The sequence below is a fragment of the Type-E symbiont of Plautia stali genome (assembly GCF_059731115.1).
Genome location: NZ_AP035906.1, coordinates 4,221,221 through 4,244,906 on the forward strand (window position 1 = coordinate 4,221,221; position 23,686 = coordinate 4,244,906).

Here is a 23,686-nt window from a genome sequence, read left to right on the forward strand (position 1 = left end):
TGGCCAGGATAGTAGCGCAGATCCTTCGTGCTTTTCGCCTGTTTCCTGCCCGGGCAAATAGTTTTGCGTCACTGAATGGCTCAGCGTAACATTGCGATTTTATTGGCTTCAGGCGGCGAACATGACCCGGCACGCGTTCCTTATTACCATTGACACTGAAGGCGACAACCTTTGGCGCAATCACCGTTCAATCACCACCGAAAATACCGGCTATCTGCCACGTTTTCAGGACCTGTGCGAGCGTTATGGTTTTAAACCCACCTGGCTGACCAACTATGAAATGGCGATGGATTCCGCTTTCGTGGAATTCGGTAAAGATGTCATCGCACGCAAACAAGGTGAGATTGGCATGCATCTGCATGCATGGAACAGTCCGCCAGAAGCTCCACTCACCGATGATGACTGGCGTTGGCAGCCTTTCCTGGTCGAATACCCGGATACCGTGCTGCGCGATAAAGTCGTTTATATGACTGATCTGTTGGAAGAAAAGTTCCAGACCAAAATGCTGAGCCATCGTGCGGGGCGCTGGGCATTTGATGAACGTTATGCCGCCATTCTCACCGAATTAGGCTATCAGGTGGATTGTTCCGTTACCCCGCGCGTGAACTGGTCCTACACACGCGGCGCGCCACAGGGTAAAGGCGGCACTAACTATACAGATTTTCCGTTCAAACCTTATTTCATCGATCCGCAGGATATCTCACGCAGCGGCAACTCTTCACTGCTCGAAATCCCTATGAGTATTCAATACAAATACTCGCCTTTGATGAATGCCTTCAAACAAAGTCTGTATCGACTTCGCGGCAAGCAAAAAAGCCCCGCCGTACATTGGCTGCGCCCGTCCGGCGGTAATCTTGCGGATATGCAACGTGTGGTCGAAATGTCGCTGGCAGAAGGCAATAATTACACGGAATTTATGCTGCACAGCTCTGAGTTCATGCCAGACGGCAGCCCAACGTTTAAAAACGAACGCGATATCGAACAATTATATGCGGATTTAGAGGCGCTCTTTAGTTGGTTAGCGCCCCGTTTTGTTGGTCAGACCCTGTCTGAATACCACGACAGTTTTAGGCTACAGCAGCCTGCACGTTAAGTTTTTCCCACGCCTGCCAGACCGTTTCCAGTGCGATATCAGTGCATTCACCGGAATCGGTCTGCATAATCTGGTACTCACCCGACCATGGATGCCACAACGTCGCATTGGTATCGCCAAAGAACACAACCTGCTTTTTATGCAGCCCGGCGGCAAGATGCATCTGCCCCCCATCGCTACACAAAATTTGTTCGCAGCTATCAAAACCTGCGATGACTTCGCGCACTGATGCGGTGGGATAGCGCGCTACGCGCGGTGAATTGACCAACTGCATCAACTCATCAGCACGTGCCGCATCGCCTTTGTCATGGGCATCCAACGTGCCTTGAGGCGACCAAAACACCAGCACGCGCGCCTGCTCATCTTCCAACAGCTTATTGATAAAAGCCGCATAACTGGCTATCGGCCAGCGACGCTTTGGGCTGCGGCTGCTGATGTGCACACCATATACCCTGCCTGGTGAGGCGAAGCTTTGTGCAACCCGCGCTTTCGCGGCTTCACGTTCTGCATCTGCGAGATAAAGATTCACGGAGGGCACTTCAGGCAGGCTGTCAGTCAACGCCGAGAGGTAAGAAAAGGTATGTTCGACCTGATGGCTGCCCTGAAAATCGCTTTTACGGAACGGATGATCCAGCTGAACATCGGGCAAAGCTGCACCAATAATATTGTGTGCGCCTGCCATTTTCGCCAACCGTAAGCTGTATTTGCACGGCACAGGATTGGCCAAAATCGTGGCATCAAAACGCGTTTTACGCAGTGCCAACATGATTTTTACGCGCTGCCAGTAAACACCGAGTGTGGTTTCGTTCTTACCGCGATGTTTGGCTTTTTTGTAGACATACAGACGGTCAACGTGAGGATTATGGCTCACCACATCCTGAGCAATCTTATTAACCAGTAGGGTGATTCTTGCGTCAGGAAAAGTGCGTTTCAAACCTTCCAGCAGTGGAGTGGTACACACCATATCGCCAATGTTATCGCGTCGGATAACAAGGATGTTTTTCATACTGATGCCCAGGGTAAAAAGGATTGATGCCAAACATTCCGGCCAGAACCGTTCCTAAAAGCGCAAAAATGCTAGCGAGCTAACTACTTTTGACCATTAATGTCCAAAAAGTTCTGAATTTCTTAGCAATAATTAACGTTAGAAAATCGTAAATAATTCATAAAACCATAAATAACAATGTCGCTTGATAATCCCGCACTTTCCATCATTACACCCATGTTCAACGCTGGCGCGATGTTCGAGACGTTTATGCAGTCTCTACTGGCGCAGTCGCTGACAGATCTCGAGATCATCATTGTCGATGATGGTTCCACCGATGGTTCAGGCGAACGGGCTGAGGCTTATGCGCATCAATATTCTCAGATGCGGGTTGTTCACCAGGCTAATGGTGGCGTCTCACGGGCACGCAATGCCGGATTAGCCGTTGCAAAAGGCAAGTACGTCACATTCCCGGATGCAGACGACACCATGAGCCCAACCATGTATCAAACACTGGTTGAGATGGCCGAGCGAGACGATCTCGATGCCGCGCAGTGCAACGCGGAATGGTTTTTCAAAGCCAGCCAGACGACCAAACCGTTGATTCCCCTGGATCGCTTATCCAGCACCGATGTATTAAGCGGCCCAGAATGGCTGAACACCGCACTGCAAACCCATCGATATATGCATGTTGTATGGCTAGGTATTTATCGCCGTGAACTGATTGAACAAAACAATCTCACTTTCGAACCGGGATTGCATCATCAGGATATTCCCTGGACCACAGAGTTCATGTTCAACGCCAAACGCGTGCGCTACACCGATCAAATGCTCTACCGCTACTACCTGCACGATGCCTCCATTAGCAACCGCAAACGCACCGGTCAACGAAATGTCGAGTATCAACGCCATTACCTGAAAATCGCGCAGATGCTGGAAGAGATCAATGCACGCTATCGCGATAAAGTTAAAATCTATCCCGCATTCCATTATCAAATTACGCGTGAAGCGCTCAGCGTCTGCCATTCCATTCGCCGTGAACCGGAAGAGAGCGCACGGCAGGCGATGATTGCGGATCTGTTTGCCACGCAAACCCATAAACGGATGCTGCGTAATGCACGCGGCGCGCGGCAGTGGTATCAACTGCTGTTATGGCTGAGTCGCATTTATCGCTGGCGTAACAAATAAGCGTCGCGGCTGGCTTTCGCCCTATAGGGGTTTGCCCTACAATCAGCTCACTGAAATTTGAGATCATTTGAGTATGGCAAGCCCGATTCCAGTCCAATTTGCACCGAAAAACATTCTGCTGATCAAGCTACGCCATCACGGCGATATGCTGCTGACCACGCCCGTTATCAATGCGCTCCGCCAACGCTATCCCCAGGCCAACATCGACGTCCTGTTGTACAAAGAGACGCGGCCGATGCTGGAAGCGCACCCCGCGATTCGCCAGTTGCACATCATTGACCGCAACTGGAAAAAAGAGGGCGGCTGGCAGAAGTTCCGCCACGAGATGGCTCTACTTTCAGCTGTACGAGCCTGCCATTATGACCTGGTGATTAACCTCGCCGACCAGTGGCGTAGCGCGATTATCACGCGTTTTTCAGCCGCTCCGGTGCGTATTGGGTTTGCCTACGCCAAACGTGATCACGCCCTGTGGCGTTGGTGCCATAACTATCTGGTTTCGACAAAAACACATAATCAATTGCATACCGTCGAGCAGAATATGGCGGCGCTTGAGCCGCTAGGTATCAGCGCGGAAGGTGCAAAAGCCTCAATGCACTTTAGTGCGGCAGATAAACAGAAAGTGCAGGATGCATTGGCTCAGCAAAAGGTCAGCGGGCCGTTTATCGTGTTACAGCCGACATCGCGTTGGGTATTTAAATGCTGGGAAGATGAAAAGGTCGCGCAGCTGATTGATACGCTCGCGGCTGACGGCCATACCCTTGTTCTTACCGCTGCCCCAGACCAGAAAGAGCAAGCGATGATTGCCCACATTCAGTCGCTGTGCCACAGCCAGAATGTGGTTTCACTTGCTGGGCAGTTTTCATTGCCGCAACTGGCGGCATTGATTGATGCCGCACAACTGTTTATCGGTGTGGATTCTGCCCCCATGCACATGGCCGCCGCACTCGATACGCCCTGTCTTGCGCTGTTTGGCCCCACCAAACTGCAACACTGGCGTCCGTGGGGTGAAAACAATCGCGTGATCTGGGCCGGTGATTATGCACCGCTGCCTTCGCCAGACGACATCGATACCAAAACAGAACAGCGCTATCTCTCAGCCATTCCGGTGGATGATGTGGTGGCCGCCGCCAGGAGTTTTTTGCATGACTAAGTTACGCCTGGCGATTGTCCGGCAGAAATATCGTCCGGATGGCGGGGCCGAGCGTTTCATCTCGCGGGCGCTGGAAGCACTGGACAGCGAACAGCTCGATCTGAATATCATCACACGTAGCTGGCAGGGCACACCCAATCCGGCCTGGCATTTGCACATCTGCAATCCCGCCAAATTTGGACGCGTATCGCGCGAACGCGGTTTTGCCCGCGCGGCACGGGCATGCTGGGAACGTGAAAAGTTCGATATCGTGCAGAGCCACGAACGCATTGCGGGCTGCGATATTTTTCGCGCCGGTGATGGCGTCCATCGCGTGTGGCTGGAACAACGTGCGCGTATCGTCTCACCCTGGCAGCGTTTGAGCGCCAGCCTGAGTCCTTATCATCGCTATGTTTTGCAGGCTGAAGCAGAGATGTTCAATGCAGCATCTTTAAAAGCAGTAATCTGTAACTCTGAGATGGTGAAGCAAGATATTTTGCGTCATTTCACGCTAGATGCCAGCAAAATCCATGTCATTCACAACGCCATCGATAGCCAACGTTTCCAGCCAGCAACTGAAGCTCAGCGCTACGCCATACGCCAGCAATTGACGCTGCCACAGGATGCCACGGTGATGATCTACGTGGGTTCAGGCTTTGAGCGCAAAGGCTTGAAAGCCGCCATTGAAGCACTCGCCCACAGCGATCGCTATCTGGTTGTGGTTGGCCAGGACAAACAACTTTCACGCTATCAGCAGCTGGCTAACCAGCTTAATTGCCTTGATCGCTTGCGCTTTGTTGGCGTGCAGCAGGATGTGGAGCCCTATTATCACGCCGCTGACGCCTTACTGTTGCCCACGCTTTATGATCCTTTTCCGAATGTGGTGCTTGAAGCGATGGCCTGCGGTTTGGCCGTGATTACCAGCACCGGCTGTGGCGGCGCAGAATTTATTCAAGCCGGCCAGGAAGGCTTCGTTTGTGATGCATTGGATATCAAGGCATTAAATGACGCCATTGTCGCCACACCTGCACTTTCGCAGAATTCTGTGATGGGTGAAGCCGCACGCCGCAGAATCGAACCTTTTGGTCCGCAGCGACTGGCGCAGTCCCTGACTTCACTCTATCAGCAGGTGCTGAAGACCAGCTGACGAAGTGGTATGAGCAGGCGGTCAGTTTCTGATAACATGCCGCCTTTCATGTGTTTTTTGACGCGAATCTGTCGTAACGATAACTATGACAACTCTATACACAGCCCTGCTCTATTTAATACAGCCACTGATCTGGCTGCGCCTGTGGCTGCGCGGTCGAAAAGCACCGGCCTATCGTAAACGCTGGGCGGAACGCTACGGCTACTGTGTGGGCAAAGTTGAACCGCACGGCATTGTGCTGCATTCGGTTTCTGTGGGTGAAACACTGGCCGCCGTGCCGCTGGTACGCGCATTGCGCCATCGCTATCCTACTCTGCCGATCACCGTGACTACCATGACGCCAACCGGTTCCGAACGCGCTCAGTCCGCGTTTGGTAAAGATGTGCATCATGTCTATCTGCCCTATGATTTGCCCGGTTCGATTAACCGTTTCCTTGATACCGTTGATCCTCGTCTGGTGATCATCATGGAGACCGAGTTGTGGCCGAACATCATCCGTATTCTGCATCAGCGCCAAATTCCGCTGGTCATTGCCAATGCCCGTCTGTCAGAGCGTTCGGCCAAAGGCTATAAAAAACTCGGTGGCTTTATGCGTGATTTGCTGCAGCGCATTACGCTGATAGCAGCGCAGAACAACGAGGATGCTGAGCGATTCCTCAGCCTCGGCCTTAAACGAACGCATCTCGCCGTCACCGGTAGCCTGAAATTTGATATCTCTGTAACGCCGGAATTGGCGGCCCGTGCGGTCACCTTGCGCCGTCAATGGGCATCGCGCCGCCCGGTGTGGATCGCCACCAGCACGCACGAAGGCGAAGAGACCATCATCCTCGATGCGCATCGTCGTCTGCTGCAGCAGTTCCCTGATCTGTTGCTAATTCTGGTGCCACGCCATCCTGAACGTTTTAAAGATGCCTGTGAACTGACGCAAAAGCGCGGTTTCAGTTTCACTCTGCGCAGCAGCGGTGAAATTCCGTCTGGCGCAACGCAGGTTGTGATTGGCGACACCATGGGTGAATTAATGCTGCTGTACGGCATCGCCGATATCGCCTTTGTTGGTGGCAGTCTGGTAGAACGCGGCGGTCATAATCCGCTGGAACCGGCCGCCCATGCCATTCCGGTGCTTATGGGTCCGCATATCTGGAACTTCAAAGATATCTGCGCCAAATTGCAGCAGGCAGAAGGCCTGATCACCATCACCGACGTGGTTTCGCTGGAGAAACAGGTGGCCAACCTGCTGCAGGATGATGATTACCGCCGTTATTACGGTCGCCACGCTGTCGAAGTGCTGCATCAAAATCAGGGCGCATTGCAGCGTCTGCTACAGTTACTCGAACCACATTTGCCGCCACGAGCTCATTAACGCATGCCACAACGCCAACGTCTTTCCGTGGTGATGATCGCCAAAAACGAAGCTGAATTGCTGCCGGAGGCGCTGGCCTCAGTGAGCTGGGCAGATGAGATTGTACTGCTGGATTCAGGCAGCCAGGATAACACCGTAGCAGTGGCCCGCGCGCACGGCGCGCAGGTTCATCAGGCTGAAGGCTGGGCGGGCTTTGGCAAGCAGCGCCAGCGTGCACAAGCTCATGCAAGCGGCGATATGATTCTAATGCTGGATGCCGATGAACGTGTCACACCCGAGTTACGCCGCGCGATTGAAAACGTACTTGAGCAACCACCCTCCGCTACCGTTTATAGCCTGGGACGCAGCAATTTGTTTCTTGGCCGCTTTATGCGCCATAGTGGCTGGTATCCGGATCGCGTGATGCGCCTCTATCCTCGCGTACTCAATTACAATGACAATCTGGTGCACGAGTCGCTGGAAACCCTGGGCGCATCGGTGGTGACGTTACCAGGCGATCTCCAGCATCTCACCTGCCGCGATTTGATCGCTTTCCAACGCAAACAGATGAATTATGCCGAAGCCTGGGCGCAAGAACGTTTTCAGCGAGGCAAGCGTTGTGGCATCTTCTCGATTTTCAGCCACACGTTGGGCGCATTCTTTAAGACGTTGCTGCTGCGTGCCGGATTCCTCGACGGCAAGCAGGGCTGGATTCTGGCCGTCGTCAACGCGCAATACACCTTTAACAAATACTCAGCGCTCTGGGCGCTGCATCACACCTCAACACAAGGTCGCGTATGAGCACCAAAGCGATTTATCCCGGCACGTTTGATCCCATCACGTTGGGCCATGTGGATATTGTGACGCGCGCGGCGCAGATGTTTGATCGCATCGTGGTTGCTATTGCCGCCAGCCCCAGCAAAAAGCCGCTGTTTACACTCGATGAGCGCGTGGATTTGGCACGGCAGGCTACTCAGCACATCGCCAATGTTGAGGTGCTGGGCTTTAGCGATCTGATGGCGAACTTCGCCAAAGCGCAAAATGCCAATGTGCTGGTGCGGGGATTGCGTGCGGTGTCAGATTTCGAATATGAACTGCAACTGGCGCAGATGAATCGTCACCTGTTGCCTACGCTGGAAAGCGTGTTTCTGATGCCTTCCGAAGGGTTCTCGTTTGTATCATCGTCGCTGGTGAAGGAAGTGGCGCGTCATAAAGGTGATGTGCAGGCATTTCTGCCTGCCGTGGTGCATCAGGCACTGCTGGCCAAGCTGGCGCTGCCCTGATTAATGCTGACAGCGTGGGCACCAAAAGGTGCTGCGCTGGCCATGTTTACCGCTGACGATCGGCGTACCGCAGGCTCGGCAGGGTTCGCCCGCCCGACCGTACACCTGCAATTCCTGGGCAAAGTAGCCAGGCTTTCCATCGGTTTGCAGGAAATCACGTAGCGTGGTACCGCCCTGCTCAATCGAACGCAGCAAGACGGCCTTGATTGTCGCCACCATCAACTCCGCTTCATCACGACTCAAACTCATCGCCGAACGATCGGGTAAGATCCCGGCGGTAAACAGTGATTCACTGGCATAAATGTTGCCCACGCCAACCACCACTTTGTTATCCATCAGCCACTGTTTAATGACCGTGCGTTTGCCGCGCGACTTCTCAAACAGATAAGCACCATCGAATTCGCTGCTGAGCGGCTCAGGACCGAGATGTGCCAGTACACTGCTGCCTTCCAGATCAGGGGTCCACAACCACGCACCAAAGCGGCGTGGATCGGTATAACGTAGCACCTTGCCGTTGCTCATCACCAAATCGACGTGATCGTGTTTTGCGGCGGGTTGCTCACCGGGAAGGACTCGAAGGCTGCCAGACATGCCGAGATGAATGATAATCCAGCCGTGTGGCAGTTCCAGCAGCAGGTATTTTGCGCGCCGTTGCACGCTCAACACTGGTTGGTCGCTCAGCGCATGAATTTCGTGCGAGACCGGCCAGCGCAGGCGTGAATTACGCACAATCGCATGCAAAATCGTTGCGCCCACCATATGTGGCTCAATACCACGTCGGCTGGTTTCTACCTCTGGTAATTCAGGCATGTCATCTCCTCAACAAATCGCAGAAACAAAAAACCCGGCCGAAGCCGGGTTTTTCGCAAGAACACCAAAATTACTTAATTTTGGCTTCTTTGTAGATCACGTGCTGACGTACAACCGGATCGAACTTTTTCAGTTCCAGTTTCTCTGGTTTAGTACGTTTGTTCTTCGTGGTGGTATAGAAGTGACCTGTACCAGCAGAGGAAACCAGCTTGATCTTCTCACGAATACCTTTAGCCATGATTCAATTCCTTAGTACTTAGTACTTCTCACCACGGGCGCGGATTTCGGTCAGAACCGTATCAATGCCCTTTTTATCAATAACACGCATACCTTTAGCAGATACACGCAGAGTAACGAAGCGCTTTTCGCTCTCAACCCAGAAACGGTGAGAGTGCAGGTTCGGCAGGAAACGGCGTTTCGTCGCGTTCATTGCGTGGGAACGGTTGTTACCCGTTACCGGACGCTTTCCAGTTACCTGGCAGACTCGTGACATTTCTATTCTCCAAAAATCAAATCAGCTCGAGCTTTAAAAACTAGGTTTTGGCCGCCTCGTCAGGCCTTAGCCCGCCCAAGCGAGTTCCATGTGAACCCGCTAAGCTGGCCCAAACGCCAAACCCGAGATTCTCAAAGGTGGCGTAGTATACGCCGCTCAGCCCAAGTGCTCAAGTCCCGAACAAATAAAGATCCCGATGGATCGCGCGAAAATGCATCATTTCTGCGCAATCGGATGGTTATTTTACAGCCAACCGCGCTCAGCGAAGGAGGTAAACTCGCCGTGACCGATCACCAAATGATCAAGTAAGCGAATATTCAGCAGCGCGCAAGCCTGCCCGACTTTACCGGTAATATCACGATCGGCGCGACTGGGCTCGGCTATGCCGGAAGGATGATTATGCGCCAAAATCACGGCGGCCGCGTTGAGTTTTAACGCTTCGCGCACAATTTCACGTGGATGCACTTCGACACTGGCAATACTGCCGGTAAACATCTTTTGCGCCTGCAAAACCCGATGCTGATTATCCAGGAATAGCGCCATAAAAACCTCTCGCTCCTGATGCGCCAGCACGCTTTGCAAGTAATGCCTTGTCACCTGTGGATTCTCCATCACATTTTCTCGCGCCAGCTGACTGGCGAAAAAACGTCGCCCCAGTTCAGCCACTGCATGTAGTTGGGTAATTTTGGCCGTGCCTACGCCTTTAATCACGCTCAGTTCTGTTTCATTTGCGGTCATGATGCGATATAGCGAGCCAAACTCGTTAAGCATTTGTCGCGCCAGCGCCATCACCGGAATACCGTGGCTGCCGGTGCGCAAAAAAATCGCTAACAGTTCTGCATCGCTCAATGATTCTGCGCCTGTGATGGCCAGTTTTTCTCGTGGGGCCAGTTCCGTCATGACATTCTCCTTCCTGGGGCAAGGCAATTGTGCGTATTTGTCAGGAGGCATACCAGCAAGCCGGTCGCGATTTCAGAGCCATCTCGCAAAGGGCGCAGGCCGTGAAAAGGCGGTCGCTGGATTTTGTGATAAAGTTGCCTGCATCTGCCGCATCACAGCGGCAATCCGTTTTGAGTTGAGGCAAAGAACATGACGGGATTAGCCGGAAAAAAAATTCTGCTCGGCGTCAGCGGCGGTATTGCTGCTTATAAAACACCCGAGTTGGTTCGTCGTCTGCGCGATCGTGGCGCAGAGGTGCGTGTCATGATGACTGATGCAGCGAAAGCCTTTATCACTCCGCTCAGCTTACAAGCCGTTTCCGGATATCCGGTGCTGGATGATTTACTCGACCCTGCCGCTGAAGCCGCTATGGGCCATATCGAGCTGGCGAAATGGGCTGATCTGATTGTACTGGCCCCCGCGACAGCCGATTTGATTGCACGCATCACGGCAGGGATGGCTAACGATTTGGTGACCACCGCCTGCCTCGCCAGCGCAGCACCTCTGGCGATCGTGCCGGCCATGAACCAACAGATGTACCGCGCGCCGATTACCCAGGAAAATCTTCAGCGTCTAAATCAGCGAGGCGTTCTGATTTGGGGGCCAGACAACGGCAGCCAGGCCTGCGGCGATGTGGGCCCCGGCCGCATGCTTGATCCGCTGGCAATTGTCGCTCATGCGCTGGAGTGGGCCGCGCCCGTCAACGATCTGCAACATCTCAACATTATGATCACCGCCGGCCCAACCCGGGAGGCGCTGGACCCGGTTCGTTACATTAGCAATCACAGCTCCGGTAAAATGGGATTCGCCATTGCCGCCGCCGCCGCAAAACGTGGCGCAACGGTGACACTGGTGGCGGGCCCGGTCACACTGCCTACGCCCGCTGGCGTCACACGCGTTGATGTGGGGAGTGCACTGGAAATGGAAGCGGCGGTGATGGCGCAAATCAGCCAACAACATATTTTCATTGCCAGCGCTGCCGTGGCAGACTACCGGGCGGCAAACATTGCCGCAGAGAAAATCAAAAAACAGGGTGGCGATGATAACGTCACGCTGCAGTTGGTGAAGAACCCGGATATTGTCGCAGGCGTAGCGGCATTACAGAAACATCGCCCTTATGTGGTGGGATTTGCTGCCGAAACCCAGAATGTGGAAGAATACGCGCGGCAAAAACGGGTGCGAAAAAATCTGGACCTGATCTGCGCGAACGATGTGGCGCAGGCAGGACAGGGATTCAATAGCGACACCAATGCTCTTCACCTTTTTTGGCAGGAAGGAGAGAAAGTCTTACCGCTCAGTGATAAGACGCTCCTTGGCCAACAATTAATAGACGAGATTGTCAGCCGTTATGATGAAAAAAATCGACGTTAAAATTCTGGATGCGCGCGTGGGTAACGAATTCCCACTGCCAACTTATGCCACCTCGGGTTCTGCGGGTCTCGATCTGCGCGCCTGCCTTGATGGTGCACTGGAGATCTCCCCAGGCATGACCACGCTGGTGCCAACTGGTCTGGCGATTCACATTGCTGACCCTGCGCTGGCCGCTGTGATTTTGCCCCGCTCAGGTCTGGGCCATAAGCATGGGATCGTGCTGGGCAACCTGGTGGGCTTAATCGACTCCGATTATCAGGGCCAACTGATGGTCTCCGTCTGGAACCGTGGTCAGGATAGCTTTACGCTGCAGCCTGGCGACCGTTTGGCACAACTGGTCTTTGTTCCGGTGGTACAAGCCGAATTCAACCTGGTGGAAGATTTTGACACCAGCGATCGCGGCGCCGGCGGTTTTGGCCACTCTGGTCGTCAGTAACACGCGACACTTTTCGCAAGCCATCTTTTTATCTCTCGTCGCTACGGGCCAAACTGCTTGTAGCTGACGAGGCAGTATTGCCTGTTTTTGGTGAATTTCAGGGGTCTTGAAGGTCATGGCAGAAAAAAAAGCCGCGAAACGGAATCGTCGCGAAGAGATTTTGCAGGCGCTAGCGCAAATGCTGGAGTCGGGCGATGGCAGTCAGCGAATCACCACCGCCAAGCTGGCAGCCAATGTAGGCGTTTCGGAAGCGGCACTCTACCGCCACTTCCCGAGCAAAACGCGTATGTTCGACAGCCTGATCGAGTTTATTGAAGACAGTCTGATTACCCGCATCAATCTAATCCTGAAAGACGAGAAAGAGACGCTCGCACGACTGCGTTTAATCGTGCAGCTGATTCTGGGATTTGGTGAGCGTAATCCGGGGCTGACGCGCATTTTGACCGGCCACGCACTGATGTTTGAACAGGATCGCCTGCAAGGGCGCATCAACCAGCTTTTCGAACGCATTGAGGTGCAGCTGCGTCAGGTGATGCGCGAGAAGAAAATGCGTGATGGTGAAGGCTTCCAGACTGATGAAACGCTGCTGGCGAGCCAGTTGCTGGCGTTCTGCGAAGGGTTGCTTTCCCGCTATGTGCGATCTGAATTCCGCTATCGTCCAACAGCTGATTTTGACAGCCGCTGGCCTCTGATTGCTGCACAGTTAGTGTAGCGATTCATCAGGCGCGCCCATGATTGGGCGCGCGATAAAACACCTTAGTCCATCATCCGGTCGCCAGCGATGGCGGCCGTGATAAAGCCGCGGTGTTAAATACCGTACTCTTTACGATACGCCCGCACTTTCGCCAGATGGTCTGCCATTTCCGGCTTCTCTTCCAGATAATCAATCAGTTCCGCGAGCGTAATGATCGCCGTGACTTTGCACTGATAGTCACGTTCCACTTCCTGAATGGCGGAGATATCACCACGGCCGCGCTCCTGGCGGTCCAGCGAAATCATGACGCCCGCCAATGTGGCATTGTGCGCGCTGATGATGTCCATCGATTCACGAATAGCGGTACCCGCGGTGATCACATCATCCACCAGCATCACTTTACCCTGCAGCGGGCTACCGACCAGCAAGCCGCCTTCACCGTGGTCTTTGGCTTCTTTACGATTGAAGCAGTAAGGCACATCGCGGTCGTGATGATCGGCCAGTGCGACGGCCGTGGTGGTGGCAATCGGAATCCCTTTGTAGGCCGGGCCAAACAGCAGATCAAAATCAACGCCGCCATCCACCAGCGCCTGCGCATAGAAACGTCCCAGCAGCGCTAAGTCACGGCCGGTATTGAATAAACCGGCATTAAAGAAGTATGGGCTTTTACGACCCGATTTCAGGGTGAACTCACCAAACTTCAGCACCCCTTTGTTCAGGGCGAATTCAATAAACTGACGCTGCCAGGCTTTCATTTCTCACTCCTCAAATAAAGAAAAGGCGACTCTATGGTCGCCTGTTATATCAATTTGTTAGCGCTGCTTTTTGCGCCTGAATCAACTGCTCAATGCCGCCTCGCGCCAGCGCCAGCAGCTGCAGTAATTCCTCATGGCTGAACGGCTCGCCTTCGGCGGTGCCCTGCACTTCAATCATGCGGCCATCTTCAGTCATGACGACGTTCATATCGGTTTCAGCCGCAGAATCTTCCACGTACTCCAGATCGCACAGCGCTTCACCGCCAACGATACCGACCGAAATCGCCGCCACCATGCCTTTTAACGGGCTGGCTTTTAACTTGCCCGCCGCAACCAGCGCATTCAACGCGTCGGCTAACGCGACGCATGCACCGGTAATCGATGCAGTACGCGTGCCGCCGTCGGCCTGAATCACGTCGCAGTCCAGTGTGATGGTGAACTCGCCCAACGCATCCAAATCCACTGCGGCACGCAGCGAGCGAGCAATCAGACGTTGAATCTCCAGCGTACGGCCACCTTGCTTACCTTTGGCCGCTTCGCGCGCCATACGGCTGTGGGTGGAACGCGGCAACATGCCGTATTCCGCAGTGACCCAGCCCTGACCTTTGCCTTTGAGGAAACGTGGCACACCCTCTTCAACGGTGGCGGTGCACAGCACTTTGGTTTCACCGAACTCAACCAGCACGGATCCTTCTGCATGTTTGGTGTAGTGACGAGTGAGGGTGACGGGACGCACTTCAGATGCGTTACGGCCTGCTGGACGCATGGGTTCTCTCCGGCTTACTTAGGTTTGGCTGCGCATTATACGGACTTCGTGCGCGGCTGTCCTGCCTACATGCGGCACTTTTCCCGGATGAAATTTCGCCTCAGCTGTGGCTAAATGCGCCCTTTCCTCTCATAAAAAGACAGATGATGACAGCAATACTCCATTTCCTGCTGGCGCTGGTGGTGATCTTCACCCTTGCGCTCTTGGTCAGTCATGACCGCAAACTGATTCGCCCACGTTTTATTATTCAATTGCTGGTGGTTGAAGCGGCACTGGGTTGGTTCTTCCTGCATTCTGCGGGCGGCCAGTCTGTGGTGACCGCTGTCGGCGGCTTCTTCGAAACCTTATTGACCTTTGCTGCGCAAGGTACCGATTTTGTGTTCGGCAATATGGCGAAACAGGGACTGGCGTTTATTTTCCTCGGCGTGCTCTGTCCGATTGTGTTCATTTCCGCCCTGATCGGCATCTTGCAGCACTGGCGTATTCTGCCGTTGTTGATTCGTCTGGTCGGTACCCTGCTGTCGAAGGTGAACGGGATGGGCAAACTTGAATCATTCAATGCCGTGAGTACGCTGATTCTGGGTCAATCGGAGAACTTCATCGCCTATAAAGGTATCCTCGGCGATATCTCCGCACCGCGCATGTACACCATGGCCGCAACTGCGATGTCGACGGTGTCGCTATCGATTGTCGGTGCTTATATGTCGATGATTGATGCGAAATATGTGGTTGCCGCGCTGCTGCTGAATATGTTCAGTACCTTCATTATCCTGTCGATCATCAATCCGACACGCCCGGAAAATGAAGAACGTATTGCGCTGGATAAGCTGCACGAAGACCAGAGCTTCTTTGAGATGCTGGGCGAATACATCCTGGCAGGTTTTAAAGTAGCGATGATTATTCTGGCGATGCTGATTGGATTTATCGCCCTGATCGCCGCCATTAACGCTCTGTTTGCCGCGGTATTTGGCTACAGCTTCCAGCAACTGCTTGGCTATGTCTTCTATCCGTTTGCGTGGTTGATTGGCATTCCTTCTGCCGATGCCCTGCAAGCGGCAAGCATCATGGCGACCAAACTGGTGGCCAATGAATTCGTGGCCATGATTGAGCTGAAGAAAGTCGCTGCGGAAATGTCACCGCGCGGTCTCGGCATTCTGTCCGTATTTTTAGTGTCGTTTGCTAACTTTGCCTCAATTGGCATCGTGGCGGGAGCGATTAAAGGATTGAATGAGCGCCAGGGCAATGTGGTATCGCGCTTTGGCTGGAAGCTGGTTTATGGTTCCACGCTAGTGAGCCTGCTGTCAGCCGCGTTTGCAGGATTGTTCATTTAATCACAGCGGAGCGGCCAGCTAGCCGCTCTTTACAGGGCCGAGCCCATCAAAGCGGCCCTGTTCTGCTTTAGAACGCGACACACACCAGCGAATCGACACGCATCACCGACTCCTGATCGAAGCGCTTTTTATAAATGTCGCGCAGCGCATTGATGCTGTCAGAACTTGCACGGTCCGGCTGATGTATCAGCATTAACGCTTTGCTGTTTTCACGCGCCAGCTTTCCACCCTCTCCCAGCCACTGACCTTTACCGTCATACACTGAAAGCCCATCTTTGAATCGTGGCGTGACATCATTATCAACAAATTGCTGCCATTCGCTGCTGCTGATGACGCCGCCTTTCGGCTTGTTCATCCCGAACCAAAGAGTGGTTTGCATCATGATGTCCCCTGAGCCGCACACAGCAACAGGAGCGGTATTCGGTGGGATCTGTTCAGGAGGTGCAGCGGTTGTCTGGCATCCGGCCAGAAAGAAGACGAACGCCAACGGCATCGCCAATTTATTCAGCATCATAGCCTCAGACTGTTTAGGTATCACACAGGACATCATAGGGTGTGAAAGGTGGATACGTCATCCTTTTCACCGAAAGTTGCGCGCGGCGTGAGCTCATTGCGCTTATGCCTATCATGGTTTGGCTGCCATCACTATAATGCGATGAACATTCCTGAAAATGAGTACAAGCTTATGATCCGCAGCATGACCGCTTACGCCCGCCGCGAAGCAAAAGGCCACTGGGGCAGCGCAGCCTGGGAAATCCGTTCGGTAAACCAACGCTATCTGGAAACCTACATCCGTCTGCCGGAACAATTTCGTAGCCTGGAGCCGGTGATTCGCGAGCGTATCCGTAATCGCCTGACGCGCGGTAAAATCGAGTGCAACCTGCGCTTTGATGCCGACCCCAGTGCACAAGGTGAGCTGCAACTGAATGAAGCCTTAGCGAAACAACTGGTGCGATCCGCCAACTGGGTGAAGATGCAGACCGACGAAGGCGCGATCAATCCGCTGGATATTCTGCGCTGGCCTGGCGTGATGTCAGCTCAGGAACAGGATCTGGATGCTATCAATACCGAACTGCTGACCGCACTCGACGGCGCACTGGATGACTTTATCATTGCTCGTGAAAGCGAAGGCACTGCGCTCAAGACCCTGATTGAGCAGCGTTTAGAAGGCGTGTCGCTGGAAGTCAGCAAAGTGCGTACGCAGATGCCGGAAGTGGTGAAGTGGCAGCGTGAACGTCTGATCAGCAAACTGGAAGAAGCGGAAGTACAGCTGGAAAATACGCGCCTTGAGCAAGAACTCGTCATGATGGCGCAGCGCATTGATGTGGCGGAAGAGCTGGATCGTCTGGATGCGCACGTCAAAGAGACCTACAACATCCTGAAGAAGAAAGAAGCGGTTGGCCGCCGTCTCGACTTTATGATGCAAGAGTTCAATCGTGAGTCGAACACGCTAGCCTCTAAGTCGATCAATGCCGATATCACGGCGTCAGCTATCGAGCTGAAGGTGTTGATTGAGCAGATGCGCGAGCAGATTCAGAACATCGAATAACACCTCATTCGGCTGGTGTTGAAAAAGCCCGGTGATCCGGGCTTTTTTGCCCGCTCAGCATGCCCAGCAAGTTTCGTTTATCTTCTAGACCAATTTGCAGACTTTGCAATGTAAAGATTGTGAAAGCTTTGATGATGATGCATGTCAATGGCTGACCAAACATGACTGTGAATCAACCTTATGGACTATCACAGTAAGAAATTATGCTGTTGTTTATCATCAATTATTTATTTTCATTCCATGAATCTTCCGTTGAAAATACGCTTCCTCAATGAAACCTCTCAATCCTAAAGATTGCAGAGATTACGTTTCTTTGAGGGCACTATTTGCTAATCTACTGGTCGTAATTAACACAGCCGTACCGCCAGGAATTCATGGACACCCTTCTTTGTGCGATACACCCACTCTTTCCCTGAAGGCGTTATGAAGAAAAACGGGCAGTTCAATTCTAAACTTTTGCATCCCCGCTACTGGTTTACCTGGTTTGGGCTGGGTGTGCTGTGGCTGCTGGTGCAGCTTCCCTATCCTATTTTAATTCGGCTTGGCGCCTCTGCCGGCAAGCTGTCGCGTCACTTTCTGAAGCGTCGTGAGCGCATTACCCGCCGCAATATTGAACTCTGCTTCCCGCATATCAATGAGGAAGATAAAGAGGTATTGATCGCCGGTAACTTTGAATCCCTTGGTATGGCGCTGGCAGAAACCGGTATTGCCTGGTTCTGGTCGGATGCGCGCGTCCGCCGTTATTTCCAGGTTGAAGGCCTGCACAACCTGCAAAATGCCCAGCAAAACCATCGCGGCGTGATGGCGATTGGTGTGCATTTCATGTCGCTTGAGCTGGGTGGCCGCATTACCGGACTGTGCCAGCCAATGATGGCGATGTATCGCCCTCACAATAATCAGGCAATGGAGTGGGCGCAGACAAAAGGTCGTATGCGATCGAATAAGGCGATGATTGATCGTCGCGATCTGCGCGGTATGGTGCAGGCATTGAAACAGGGCGAAGCCGTCTGGTTCGCGCCAGATCAGGATTACGGCCCGAAAGGCAGCGTGTTCGCTCCGCTGTTTGCTGTCGAAAAAGCGGCTACCACCAATGGCACCTTCGTATTATCGCGTCTGGCTAAACCGGCCATGCTAACGATAGTGCTGATCCGCAACAGCGATAAGAGCGGTTATCAGCTCATCATTCAACCGGAGTTGCAAAACTATCCGTATGAAGATGAAGCGGCTGCCGCGGCTTACATGAATAAAGTGATCGAGAAAGAGATCCTGCGCGCACCTGAGCAGTACTTATGGCTGCACCGCCGCTTTAAAACTCGCCCACCGGGTGAAGCGTCACTTTACGTCTAATCTGTTGATGCAGCAGGCCTTCGCCTGCTGCCCCTTCTGCACTGCTCACATTTACCAACCATTCTTAACGAAAAACAGGTTTGTCAAAAATTGCACAGACTCATGTAATGGTCTGCTCTCTTCTATTCTGACCAAAAACATGAACCTGCCATTTACCACTAAACCACGCGCGCTGCTGGCGCTTGCCGTGGCCAGCGCACTGCTGGCTGGTTGTGCCAATCCGCACGGCTTACATCCTCATAACTCACTGCTTGATGCCAACTCACTGCAAGCCAAAGCATCCCTTAGCGGCGCGCATTTCAGCGCAGCAAACTGGCCGAAAACCGAATGGTGGCAGGGATTTAACGATCCACAGCTGAATCGGCTCATTGCTGATGCCATGACTTCAAGCCCGGACCTGCAGGTGGTGAACGCGCAGGCAGACAAAGCCAATGCGCAGGTCATTGCTGCCGATGCTGAACGCTATCCCGATGTGGATCTCAATGCCGGGATCACGCGTTCACGTGTGGCAAAAGTCGACGACCCGCTTCTGCAAGGGAAAAGCTACAGCACGCTGCGCACGGCCAATATCGGCATGAGCTACACCTTTGATCTGTGGGGCGGCAAGAAAGATACGGCTGAAGCCGCGCTGGGCCAGGCGCGTGCCAGTGAGTTAGATCGCCAGGCCAGCCAGTTGACGCTCGCCGTCAATGTGACGCGCGCCTGGAATAACCTCAACCTGGCCTGGTCGAACGCTGAACTGGCAAAGCAGAATGCCGATCGTTCCAGTGGCATCGCCAAAATTCAGCAGCAGTATGTCAGCGCCGGTTTGACGTCCGACTATCAATATAAGCAGGCGCTATCGCAGCAAAAAACCGCTGAAGCGACTCTGACCGAAGCCAGACAGAATGTCACCGATGCCGGCATTCAACTCTCCACGCTGATCGGCAAAGGGCCCGATTACTGGCACCAACTGAAACCGGCGAAAATGAGTGTCCCCATTGCCGCCACGCTGCCGGGTAATATTCCAGCGGAGCTATTGGGCCGTCGCCCGGATGTGGTGGCAGCACGCTGGCGCGTAGAAGCAGCATCAAAACAAATTGCCGCAACGAAAACCGAGTTCTATCCCAACATCAACCTGGTGGCGGAAGCCGGTACCCGTTCACTGCTCGGCGATGCATTTTTTGGTGCACCCAGCCGATTCTTTAACGTGGGTCCAAGTCTGTCTCTGCCGATCTTCGATGCCGGCAAGCGCCGCGCCGATTTAGCGGAAAGTGACGCTAACTATGATCTGGCTGTCGCGCAGTACAACAAGCTGCTGATTGGTTCCCTGGGGAATATCAGCGATACCATTACCCAACTGCAGTCGATTCAGGATCAGCTGGCGCAGCAGCAGAGCGCGAATCAACTCATTCATAGCGCATGGGATGATTTAAACCGTGAATACACTGCAGGATTGCGTCCGTACCTTGATGTGCTGACCATCCAGAACCAACTCATCGAGTCCGATCAGAAACTGGTGGCATTGCAGGCGCAGCAGATCAATCTGGCAGTGGTATTAATTGAAGACCTGGGGGGCGGATTCCAGAACACTGGCACTTCAGTGAAGGGATAAGCTGACGGCTGGCATTCTGCCGCACATTGATGAATGATAGTCCGCACCTGGAATACTCTGCGGACTATCATGATGGAACAGAATGCCAATGCCGGCTGGTTACGCCCTCTTATCGCTGACCGACTGACGCCTTACCTCGAAATTGATGCGACGCGCCTGCAACGCAATCTGCAACACATGCAGCAAAAAGCCGATGCCGCAGGTGTCACGCTGCGTCCACATATCAAAACGCATAAAAGTGTCTGGATTGCCGAACAGCAACGCCAGTTAGGTGCGCGTGGTATTACCGTGTCAAAACCCAGTGAGGGTGTTGCCTTTATCCTCGGTGGGGAGCGCGATTTGCTGCTGGCTTATCCCGTTGTTCACGCCGATACACTCACTGAATTACTGGCTGTCGCCGTGCAATATCAGGCGCGTGTCACCTGTATTGCCGACTGTACTCTCGGCGTCACGGCAATCGCTCAAGCGCATCGCCAGCAGCCCACGTGTGAATTGTCTATCGCCATCAAAGTCGATGTGGGGTTGCACCGCGTGGGAGTGGATCCGCACAGCGGTGAGGCCGTGGCATTGGCGCAGCAGATTAAAGCAGCGGGATTGCCTTTTGCCGGACTGGTTTCGCACGCCGGCCATGCTTACGGCGCGGGTCATGCCGAGGCTATCGCTGAAGTTGCACAGCAAGAAATCATGTTAATGAACCAGGTTCAGCAGCAATTGATCGCTGCAGGCTTTGCGCGTTGCCGCATTTCTGTTGGCTCCACGCCTACAGCCCTGGCCGCGCCCGTGGCTGAAGGCAGCGACGAAATTCGTCCTGGAAATTATGCGCTGCTGGATCTTACCGCCTGGCGCCTGGGGCTGTGCACGCCCGATGCACTGGCACTCAGCGTGGTAACGCGTGTAGTGGCGGTGAATCCGCATTTCGCGATTATTGATGCCGGCTCCAAGATGCTCAGCTCTGATAAGGGTCCGCACGGCACTAACGCCAGCGGTTTCGGTATCGCCGTTGATGAGCAGGGCAACCAATACGAAATTCTGAAACTTTCGGAAGAGCATGGCTTTCTGCAATACGGGGATCATGCTCCGGCGCTTGGGGCTCTGCTACGCATCTTCCCCAATCACAGCTGCGCGGTAGTGGCTCAATCTGACCGCTTCGTTTTACGCCATCAGGACGGTACAGCAGAGACGAAGGATATTCAGGGACGCGGCAAGTTTATCTGATAGCAGGATTTTTACTGGAAACCTCTGTTGCAGCACACTTCCACTATCCTGCCATTTGCAGCGGAATCCCCTTCAGTTAAGGTACTCTTTGCTGTAGGCAGTCTCATCATTCTGTAGGGTACGGCCTTAAGACCGCCATTTTACTGTGGCGGCCATCATTCATCTCCAGAAGCCACCCTTACGGATTCCCTGCCTTTCATTCGCCTAACGGAGGTTCCATGCTGCCATCTCAGACAGTCACGCTGACCATTCCCCGCAACTGGTTAGATTTATATGAAACCATCTGGAAACCTGAATGCTTTGCCAAATGGGCCAGTGGGCTAAGTGCCAGTACGCTCACGCAAGAGGGTAACTACTGGAAAGCCAAAGGACCTGAAGGTTCAGTGAAAATCCGCTTCACGCCACACAACCTCTTTGGCGTCATGGATCATTGGATCGATACCGGCAGCGGTAAGGAGATTTATATGCCGATGCGCGTGATTGCTAACGAAAAGGGAGCCGAAGTGGTGATGGTGGTTTATCGCCAACCCCTTATGTCTGATGAAAAATTTGCTCAGGACGTTGACTGGGTAAAACGCGACCTGGATCAACTTCTACACCTGTTAACTCATTAGAATCAATGCATTATAAAAATCGTACTGCTTTAACTTTCGCTGGAAGCAATCAATAAAAAAGTCATCTTTGTCTACGCAATAGCGTTTAACTGTTTAACGATAATACCTGTTGCTTTTCGTGCTAATCACCAGTCTGGCTAAAGTCTTCTCACCAGGAAAACTCCTGGTGAGAGCACGCCTCCTAAGTCTTAGCCCCTCTGATTTATCGGTGTTTTTTCTTACTTATTCAAATGGCTTGTTTAATCGCCGATCAAAATGTCTAACAGGACTTATTAATCGCTCATCCGTCCCCTTATCTATTCTGATGCAAAGTCTGAAACCATTTATTTCTGAAGTTCATTTATAGGAGTTTTCTTATGGTGTTAATTTAATTAAAACACGGTATAACTCATTCACACACAGCAATACCCGATAATAACAACAGCAGGGAAATAACATGGATCGCTCAACCTATCCTTTGTTGTCTGAAAAAGAATTTGTTGAGATTGCCAGTAGGATACTGGCCGGGGAATATAATAATTCAAAGGGATTTTATAATGATCTTGCGGATTTCCTCCGAACAGGAGGAGATACCGCTGAGACAATGAAATATTTACGCGCCAGGGGCATCTCTTTAAATTCAGAACATCATTTAATTGAATGCATCTTTACGTGGCAAACTCTGAAAGGCATTTCAGGGCTGCGTCAGGACACGTTGCATTGATGTGATCTGTACTCTGGGCAGGCGCCCGGGTGAACCCTTAATTGCATTGGTACATGTACCATAACGAGCAGAACATGGCGATAAGAGAAAAAAGTTTGGCCAGCGCCAAATGGTCAATTTTGTCATCCATAAAAATCGTCGGCATTGGTGTTTTACAACTTTCACTTCTGGCACAAATACTTCAGGCAAACGAGTTAGATTTACTCGCGATTGCCATTGTGATGTTATTGATTATTGATACGCTTGCCGACCGTGGGTTTGGTAATTCCGTCATCAGAAATATAAATCTTAATAACAGCGAACTTTCCATTCTCTACTGGGGAAATGTATTAAGTGGCATGGTGATATTCGCCGTGCTGTTTATTGGTAGTGATTTATATAGCCGAATAATGAACCAACCGGAAATGGCGATTATGCTGGAAATGATTTCGGTGATTTTCATCATTATTCCACAAGGGCAACATTATCGCGCCATATTACAGCGTGAGAAACAATTCTCGCGTATCGCCTTCACAGAAACCTCATCGGTGCTGGTTGGCCTGGGTGTCACACTGTTTACCGTATGGCTGACCCCTTCAGTGTTGTGCGCTATATGGGGCTACCTGGCCATGGTATCCATCAGAATGCTGGTCTACTGCTACTACGGTCGTTCCTGGTTCCAGCCAGAATACCGTTTTAGCCTGAAAAGTTTCGCTAACGTGCGAGCAAGAAACGGATAATAAAAACAAGTCTGTATGGTGGGCTCTGGGCATCTGAGAAGATGCGTTCGCGTGCTGGTCGCCAGCACGCTTTTTTCTTTTTTTGATACGTTTAACATCTCTTCTTCACCCGTCCTCTTACCCCTCAGACCTGCACGATCACACAGATCACATCACATTTTTTAATGCGAAAGCGTAACGCACTCC

General features: G+C 52.7%; 26 protein-coding genes. 18 read left to right on the forward strand and 8 right to left on the reverse strand.

All coding sequences use genetic code 11. From position 1 onward, the window contains the following. Positions 1-121 precede the first annotated feature (121 nt). Positions 122-1,093 carry a polysaccharide deacetylase family protein gene (locus tag AC6I8L_RS19555; protein WP_058960127.1) on the forward strand — a complete coding sequence of 324 codons (972 nt, stop codon included), beginning with the start codon at positions 122-124 and terminating at the stop codon, positions 1,091-1,093. On the opposite strand, the gene AC6I8L_RS19560 is transcribed toward AC6I8L_RS19555, so the two are convergent. Continuing rightward, complete coding sequence (locus tag AC6I8L_RS19560) at positions 1,068-2,099, reverse strand: glycosyltransferase family 9 protein (RefSeq protein WP_058960154.1); 1,032 nt, start codon at positions 2,097-2,099, stop codon at positions 1,068-1,070. The genes AC6I8L_RS19555 and AC6I8L_RS19560 overlap by 26 nt on opposite strands. 216 nt (positions 2,100-2,315) lie before the next feature. Between AC6I8L_RS19560 and AC6I8L_RS19565 the strand changes: the two genes are divergently transcribed. From AC6I8L_RS19565 to coaD, 6 genes are all read left to right on the forward strand, one after another. Further along, positions 2,316-3,266 (forward strand): glycosyltransferase, encoded by a 951-nt coding sequence (locus AC6I8L_RS19565; protein WP_058960128.1) that lies wholly within the window; start codon positions 2,316-2,318, stop codon positions 3,264-3,266. Positions 3,267-3,339: 73 nt separating this feature from the next. Further along, positions 3,340-4,416, forward strand: a complete 1,077-nt coding sequence (rfaQ, locus tag AC6I8L_RS19570; RefSeq protein ID WP_058960129.1) for a putative lipopolysaccharide heptosyltransferase III — start codon at positions 3,340-3,342, stop codon at positions 4,414-4,416. Further along, positions 4,409-5,542, forward strand: coding sequence for a glycosyltransferase family 4 protein (locus tag AC6I8L_RS19575; RefSeq protein ID WP_058960130.1), 1,134 nt, complete (start codon positions 4,409-4,411; stop codon positions 5,540-5,542). The genes rfaQ and AC6I8L_RS19575 overlap by 8 nt, the downstream gene beginning before the upstream one ends. Before the next feature lie 85 nt (positions 5,543-5,627). Continuing rightward, positions 5,628-6,902: a lipid IV(A) 3-deoxy-D-manno-octulosonic acid transferase gene (gene waaA / locus AC6I8L_RS19580; RefSeq protein WP_058960131.1), complete on the forward strand. Its 1,275-nt coding sequence runs from the start codon at positions 5,628-5,630 to the stop codon at positions 6,900-6,902. A gap of 3 nt (positions 6,903-6,905) precedes the next feature. Next, complete coding sequence (locus tag AC6I8L_RS19585) at positions 6,906-7,682, forward strand: glycosyltransferase family 2 protein (protein ID WP_058960132.1); 777 nt, start codon at positions 6,906-6,908, stop codon at positions 7,680-7,682. Further along, a complete protein-coding gene (gene coaD / locus AC6I8L_RS19590; protein ID WP_058960133.1) occupies positions 7,679-8,164 on the forward strand; it encodes a pantetheine-phosphate adenylyltransferase in 486 nt (161 codons plus the stop codon). The genes AC6I8L_RS19585 and coaD overlap by 4 nt, the downstream gene beginning before the upstream one ends. On the opposite strand, the gene mutM is transcribed toward coaD, so the two are convergent. The 4 genes from mutM to radC all read right to left on the reverse strand — a co-directional run bounded on the left by mutM (position 8,165) and on the right by radC (position 10,367). Continuing rightward, positions 8,165-8,974, reverse strand: a complete 810-nt coding sequence (gene mutM, locus AC6I8L_RS19595) for a bifunctional DNA-formamidopyrimidine glycosylase/DNA-(apurinic or apyrimidinic site) lyase (RefSeq protein ID WP_058960134.1) — start codon at positions 8,972-8,974, stop codon at positions 8,165-8,167. Between the two features lie 70 nt (positions 8,975-9,044). Then, positions 9,045-9,212 carry a 50S ribosomal protein L33 gene (gene rpmG / locus AC6I8L_RS19600; protein ID WP_001051798.1) on the reverse strand — a complete coding sequence of 56 codons (168 nt, stop codon included), beginning with the start codon at positions 9,210-9,212 and terminating at the stop codon, positions 9,045-9,047. 18 nt (positions 9,213-9,230) lie between these two features. Beyond that, positions 9,231-9,467, reverse strand: coding sequence for a 50S ribosomal protein L28 (gene rpmB, locus AC6I8L_RS19605; protein ID WP_007885297.1), 237 nt, complete (start codon positions 9,465-9,467; stop codon positions 9,231-9,233). 243 nt (positions 9,468-9,710) lie between these two features. Next, positions 9,711-10,367, reverse strand: a complete 657-nt coding sequence (gene radC, locus AC6I8L_RS19610) for a RadC family protein (RefSeq protein ID WP_058960135.1) — start codon at positions 10,365-10,367, stop codon at positions 9,711-9,713. Between the two features lie 189 nt (positions 10,368-10,556). Between radC and coaBC the strand changes: the two genes are divergently transcribed. The 3 genes from coaBC (at position 10,557) to slmA (ending at position 12,925) form a co-directional block, all read left to right on the forward strand. Beyond that, positions 10,557-11,777: a bifunctional phosphopantothenoylcysteine decarboxylase/phosphopantothenate--cysteine ligase CoaBC gene (gene coaBC / locus AC6I8L_RS19615; RefSeq protein ID WP_479401342.1), complete on the forward strand. Its 1,221-nt coding sequence runs from the start codon at positions 10,557-10,559 to the stop codon at positions 11,775-11,777. Beyond that, complete coding sequence (gene dut / locus AC6I8L_RS19620; RefSeq protein WP_034823835.1) at positions 11,755-12,213, forward strand: dUTP diphosphatase; 459 nt, start codon at positions 11,755-11,757, stop codon at positions 12,211-12,213. Before coaBC ends, dut begins: the two co-directional genes overlap by 23 nt. 115 nt (positions 12,214-12,328) lie before the next feature. Beyond that, on the forward strand, positions 12,329-12,925 hold the full coding sequence (slmA, locus tag AC6I8L_RS19625; RefSeq protein ID WP_034823837.1) for a nucleoid occlusion factor SlmA: 597 nt from the start codon (positions 12,329-12,331) through the stop codon (positions 12,923-12,925). Positions 12,926-13,020: 95 nt separating this feature from the next. Here the strand turns inward: slmA and pyrE are convergent, their stop codons facing one another. Together pyrE and rph are read right to left on the reverse strand one after the other, a co-directional pair. After that, positions 13,021-13,662 (reverse strand): orotate phosphoribosyltransferase, encoded by a 642-nt coding sequence (pyrE, locus tag AC6I8L_RS19630; protein WP_034823839.1) that lies wholly within the window; start codon positions 13,660-13,662, stop codon positions 13,021-13,023. A 49-nt stretch (positions 13,663-13,711) separates the two neighbouring features. Then, positions 13,712-14,428 carry a ribonuclease PH gene (gene rph, locus AC6I8L_RS19635; protein ID WP_034823841.1) on the reverse strand — a complete coding sequence of 239 codons (717 nt, stop codon included), beginning with the start codon at positions 14,426-14,428 and terminating at the stop codon, positions 13,712-13,714. Between the two features lie 146 nt (positions 14,429-14,574). Here rph and AC6I8L_RS19640 point away from each other — a divergent pair, with 146 nt between their 5' ends. Then, positions 14,575-15,759 carry a NupC/NupG family nucleoside CNT transporter gene (locus AC6I8L_RS19640; RefSeq protein WP_058960155.1) on the forward strand — a complete coding sequence of 395 codons (1,185 nt, stop codon included), beginning with the start codon at positions 14,575-14,577 and terminating at the stop codon, positions 15,757-15,759. Positions 15,760-15,826: 67 nt separating this feature from the next. Here AC6I8L_RS19640 and AC6I8L_RS19645 read toward each other — a convergent pair whose 3' ends face one another. Continuing rightward, positions 15,827-16,270, reverse strand: a complete 444-nt coding sequence (locus AC6I8L_RS19645) for a DUF3574 domain-containing protein (protein ID WP_038649786.1) — start codon at positions 16,268-16,270, stop codon at positions 15,827-15,829. A gap of 174 nt (positions 16,271-16,444) precedes the next feature. On the opposite strand from AC6I8L_RS19645, the gene AC6I8L_RS19650 reads away from it, so the two are divergent. The 7 genes from AC6I8L_RS19650 to AC6I8L_RS19680 all read left to right on the forward strand — a co-directional run bounded on the left by AC6I8L_RS19650 (position 16,445) and on the right by AC6I8L_RS19680 (position 23,500). After that, entirely contained in the window at positions 16,445-17,308 is an 864-nt protein-coding gene (locus tag AC6I8L_RS19650) for a YicC/YloC family endoribonuclease (RefSeq protein WP_058960137.1), read from the forward strand. Between the two features lie 423 nt (positions 17,309-17,731). Beyond that, positions 17,732-18,655: a kdo(2)-lipid IV(A) palmitoleoyltransferase gene (gene lpxP, locus AC6I8L_RS19655; RefSeq protein WP_034823845.1), complete on the forward strand. Its 924-nt coding sequence runs from the start codon at positions 17,732-17,734 to the stop codon at positions 18,653-18,655. 139 nt (positions 18,656-18,794) lie between these two features. Then, positions 18,795-20,249 (forward strand): efflux transporter outer membrane subunit, encoded by a 1,455-nt coding sequence (locus AC6I8L_RS19660; protein ID WP_058960138.1) that lies wholly within the window; start codon positions 18,795-18,797, stop codon positions 20,247-20,249. A gap of 72 nt (positions 20,250-20,321) precedes the next feature. Continuing rightward, positions 20,322-21,464 carry an alanine racemase gene (locus tag AC6I8L_RS19665; RefSeq protein ID WP_374754038.1) on the forward strand — a complete coding sequence of 381 codons (1,143 nt, stop codon included), beginning with the start codon at positions 20,322-20,324 and terminating at the stop codon, positions 21,462-21,464. 218 nt (positions 21,465-21,682) lie between these two features. Next, on the forward strand, positions 21,683-22,078 hold the full coding sequence (locus tag AC6I8L_RS19670; RefSeq protein WP_058960140.1) for a hypothetical protein: 396 nt from the start codon (positions 21,683-21,685) through the stop codon (positions 22,076-22,078). 436 nt (positions 22,079-22,514) lie between these two features. Continuing rightward, positions 22,515-22,781, forward strand: coding sequence for a hypothetical protein (locus AC6I8L_RS19675; protein ID WP_034823852.1), 267 nt, complete (start codon positions 22,515-22,517; stop codon positions 22,779-22,781). A gap of 74 nt (positions 22,782-22,855) precedes the next feature. Beyond that, on the forward strand, positions 22,856-23,500 hold the full coding sequence (locus AC6I8L_RS19680; protein ID WP_058960156.1) for an oligosaccharide flippase family protein: 645 nt from the start codon (positions 22,856-22,858) through the stop codon (positions 23,498-23,500). The last annotated feature ends 186 nt before the right edge of the window (positions 23,501-23,686 follow it).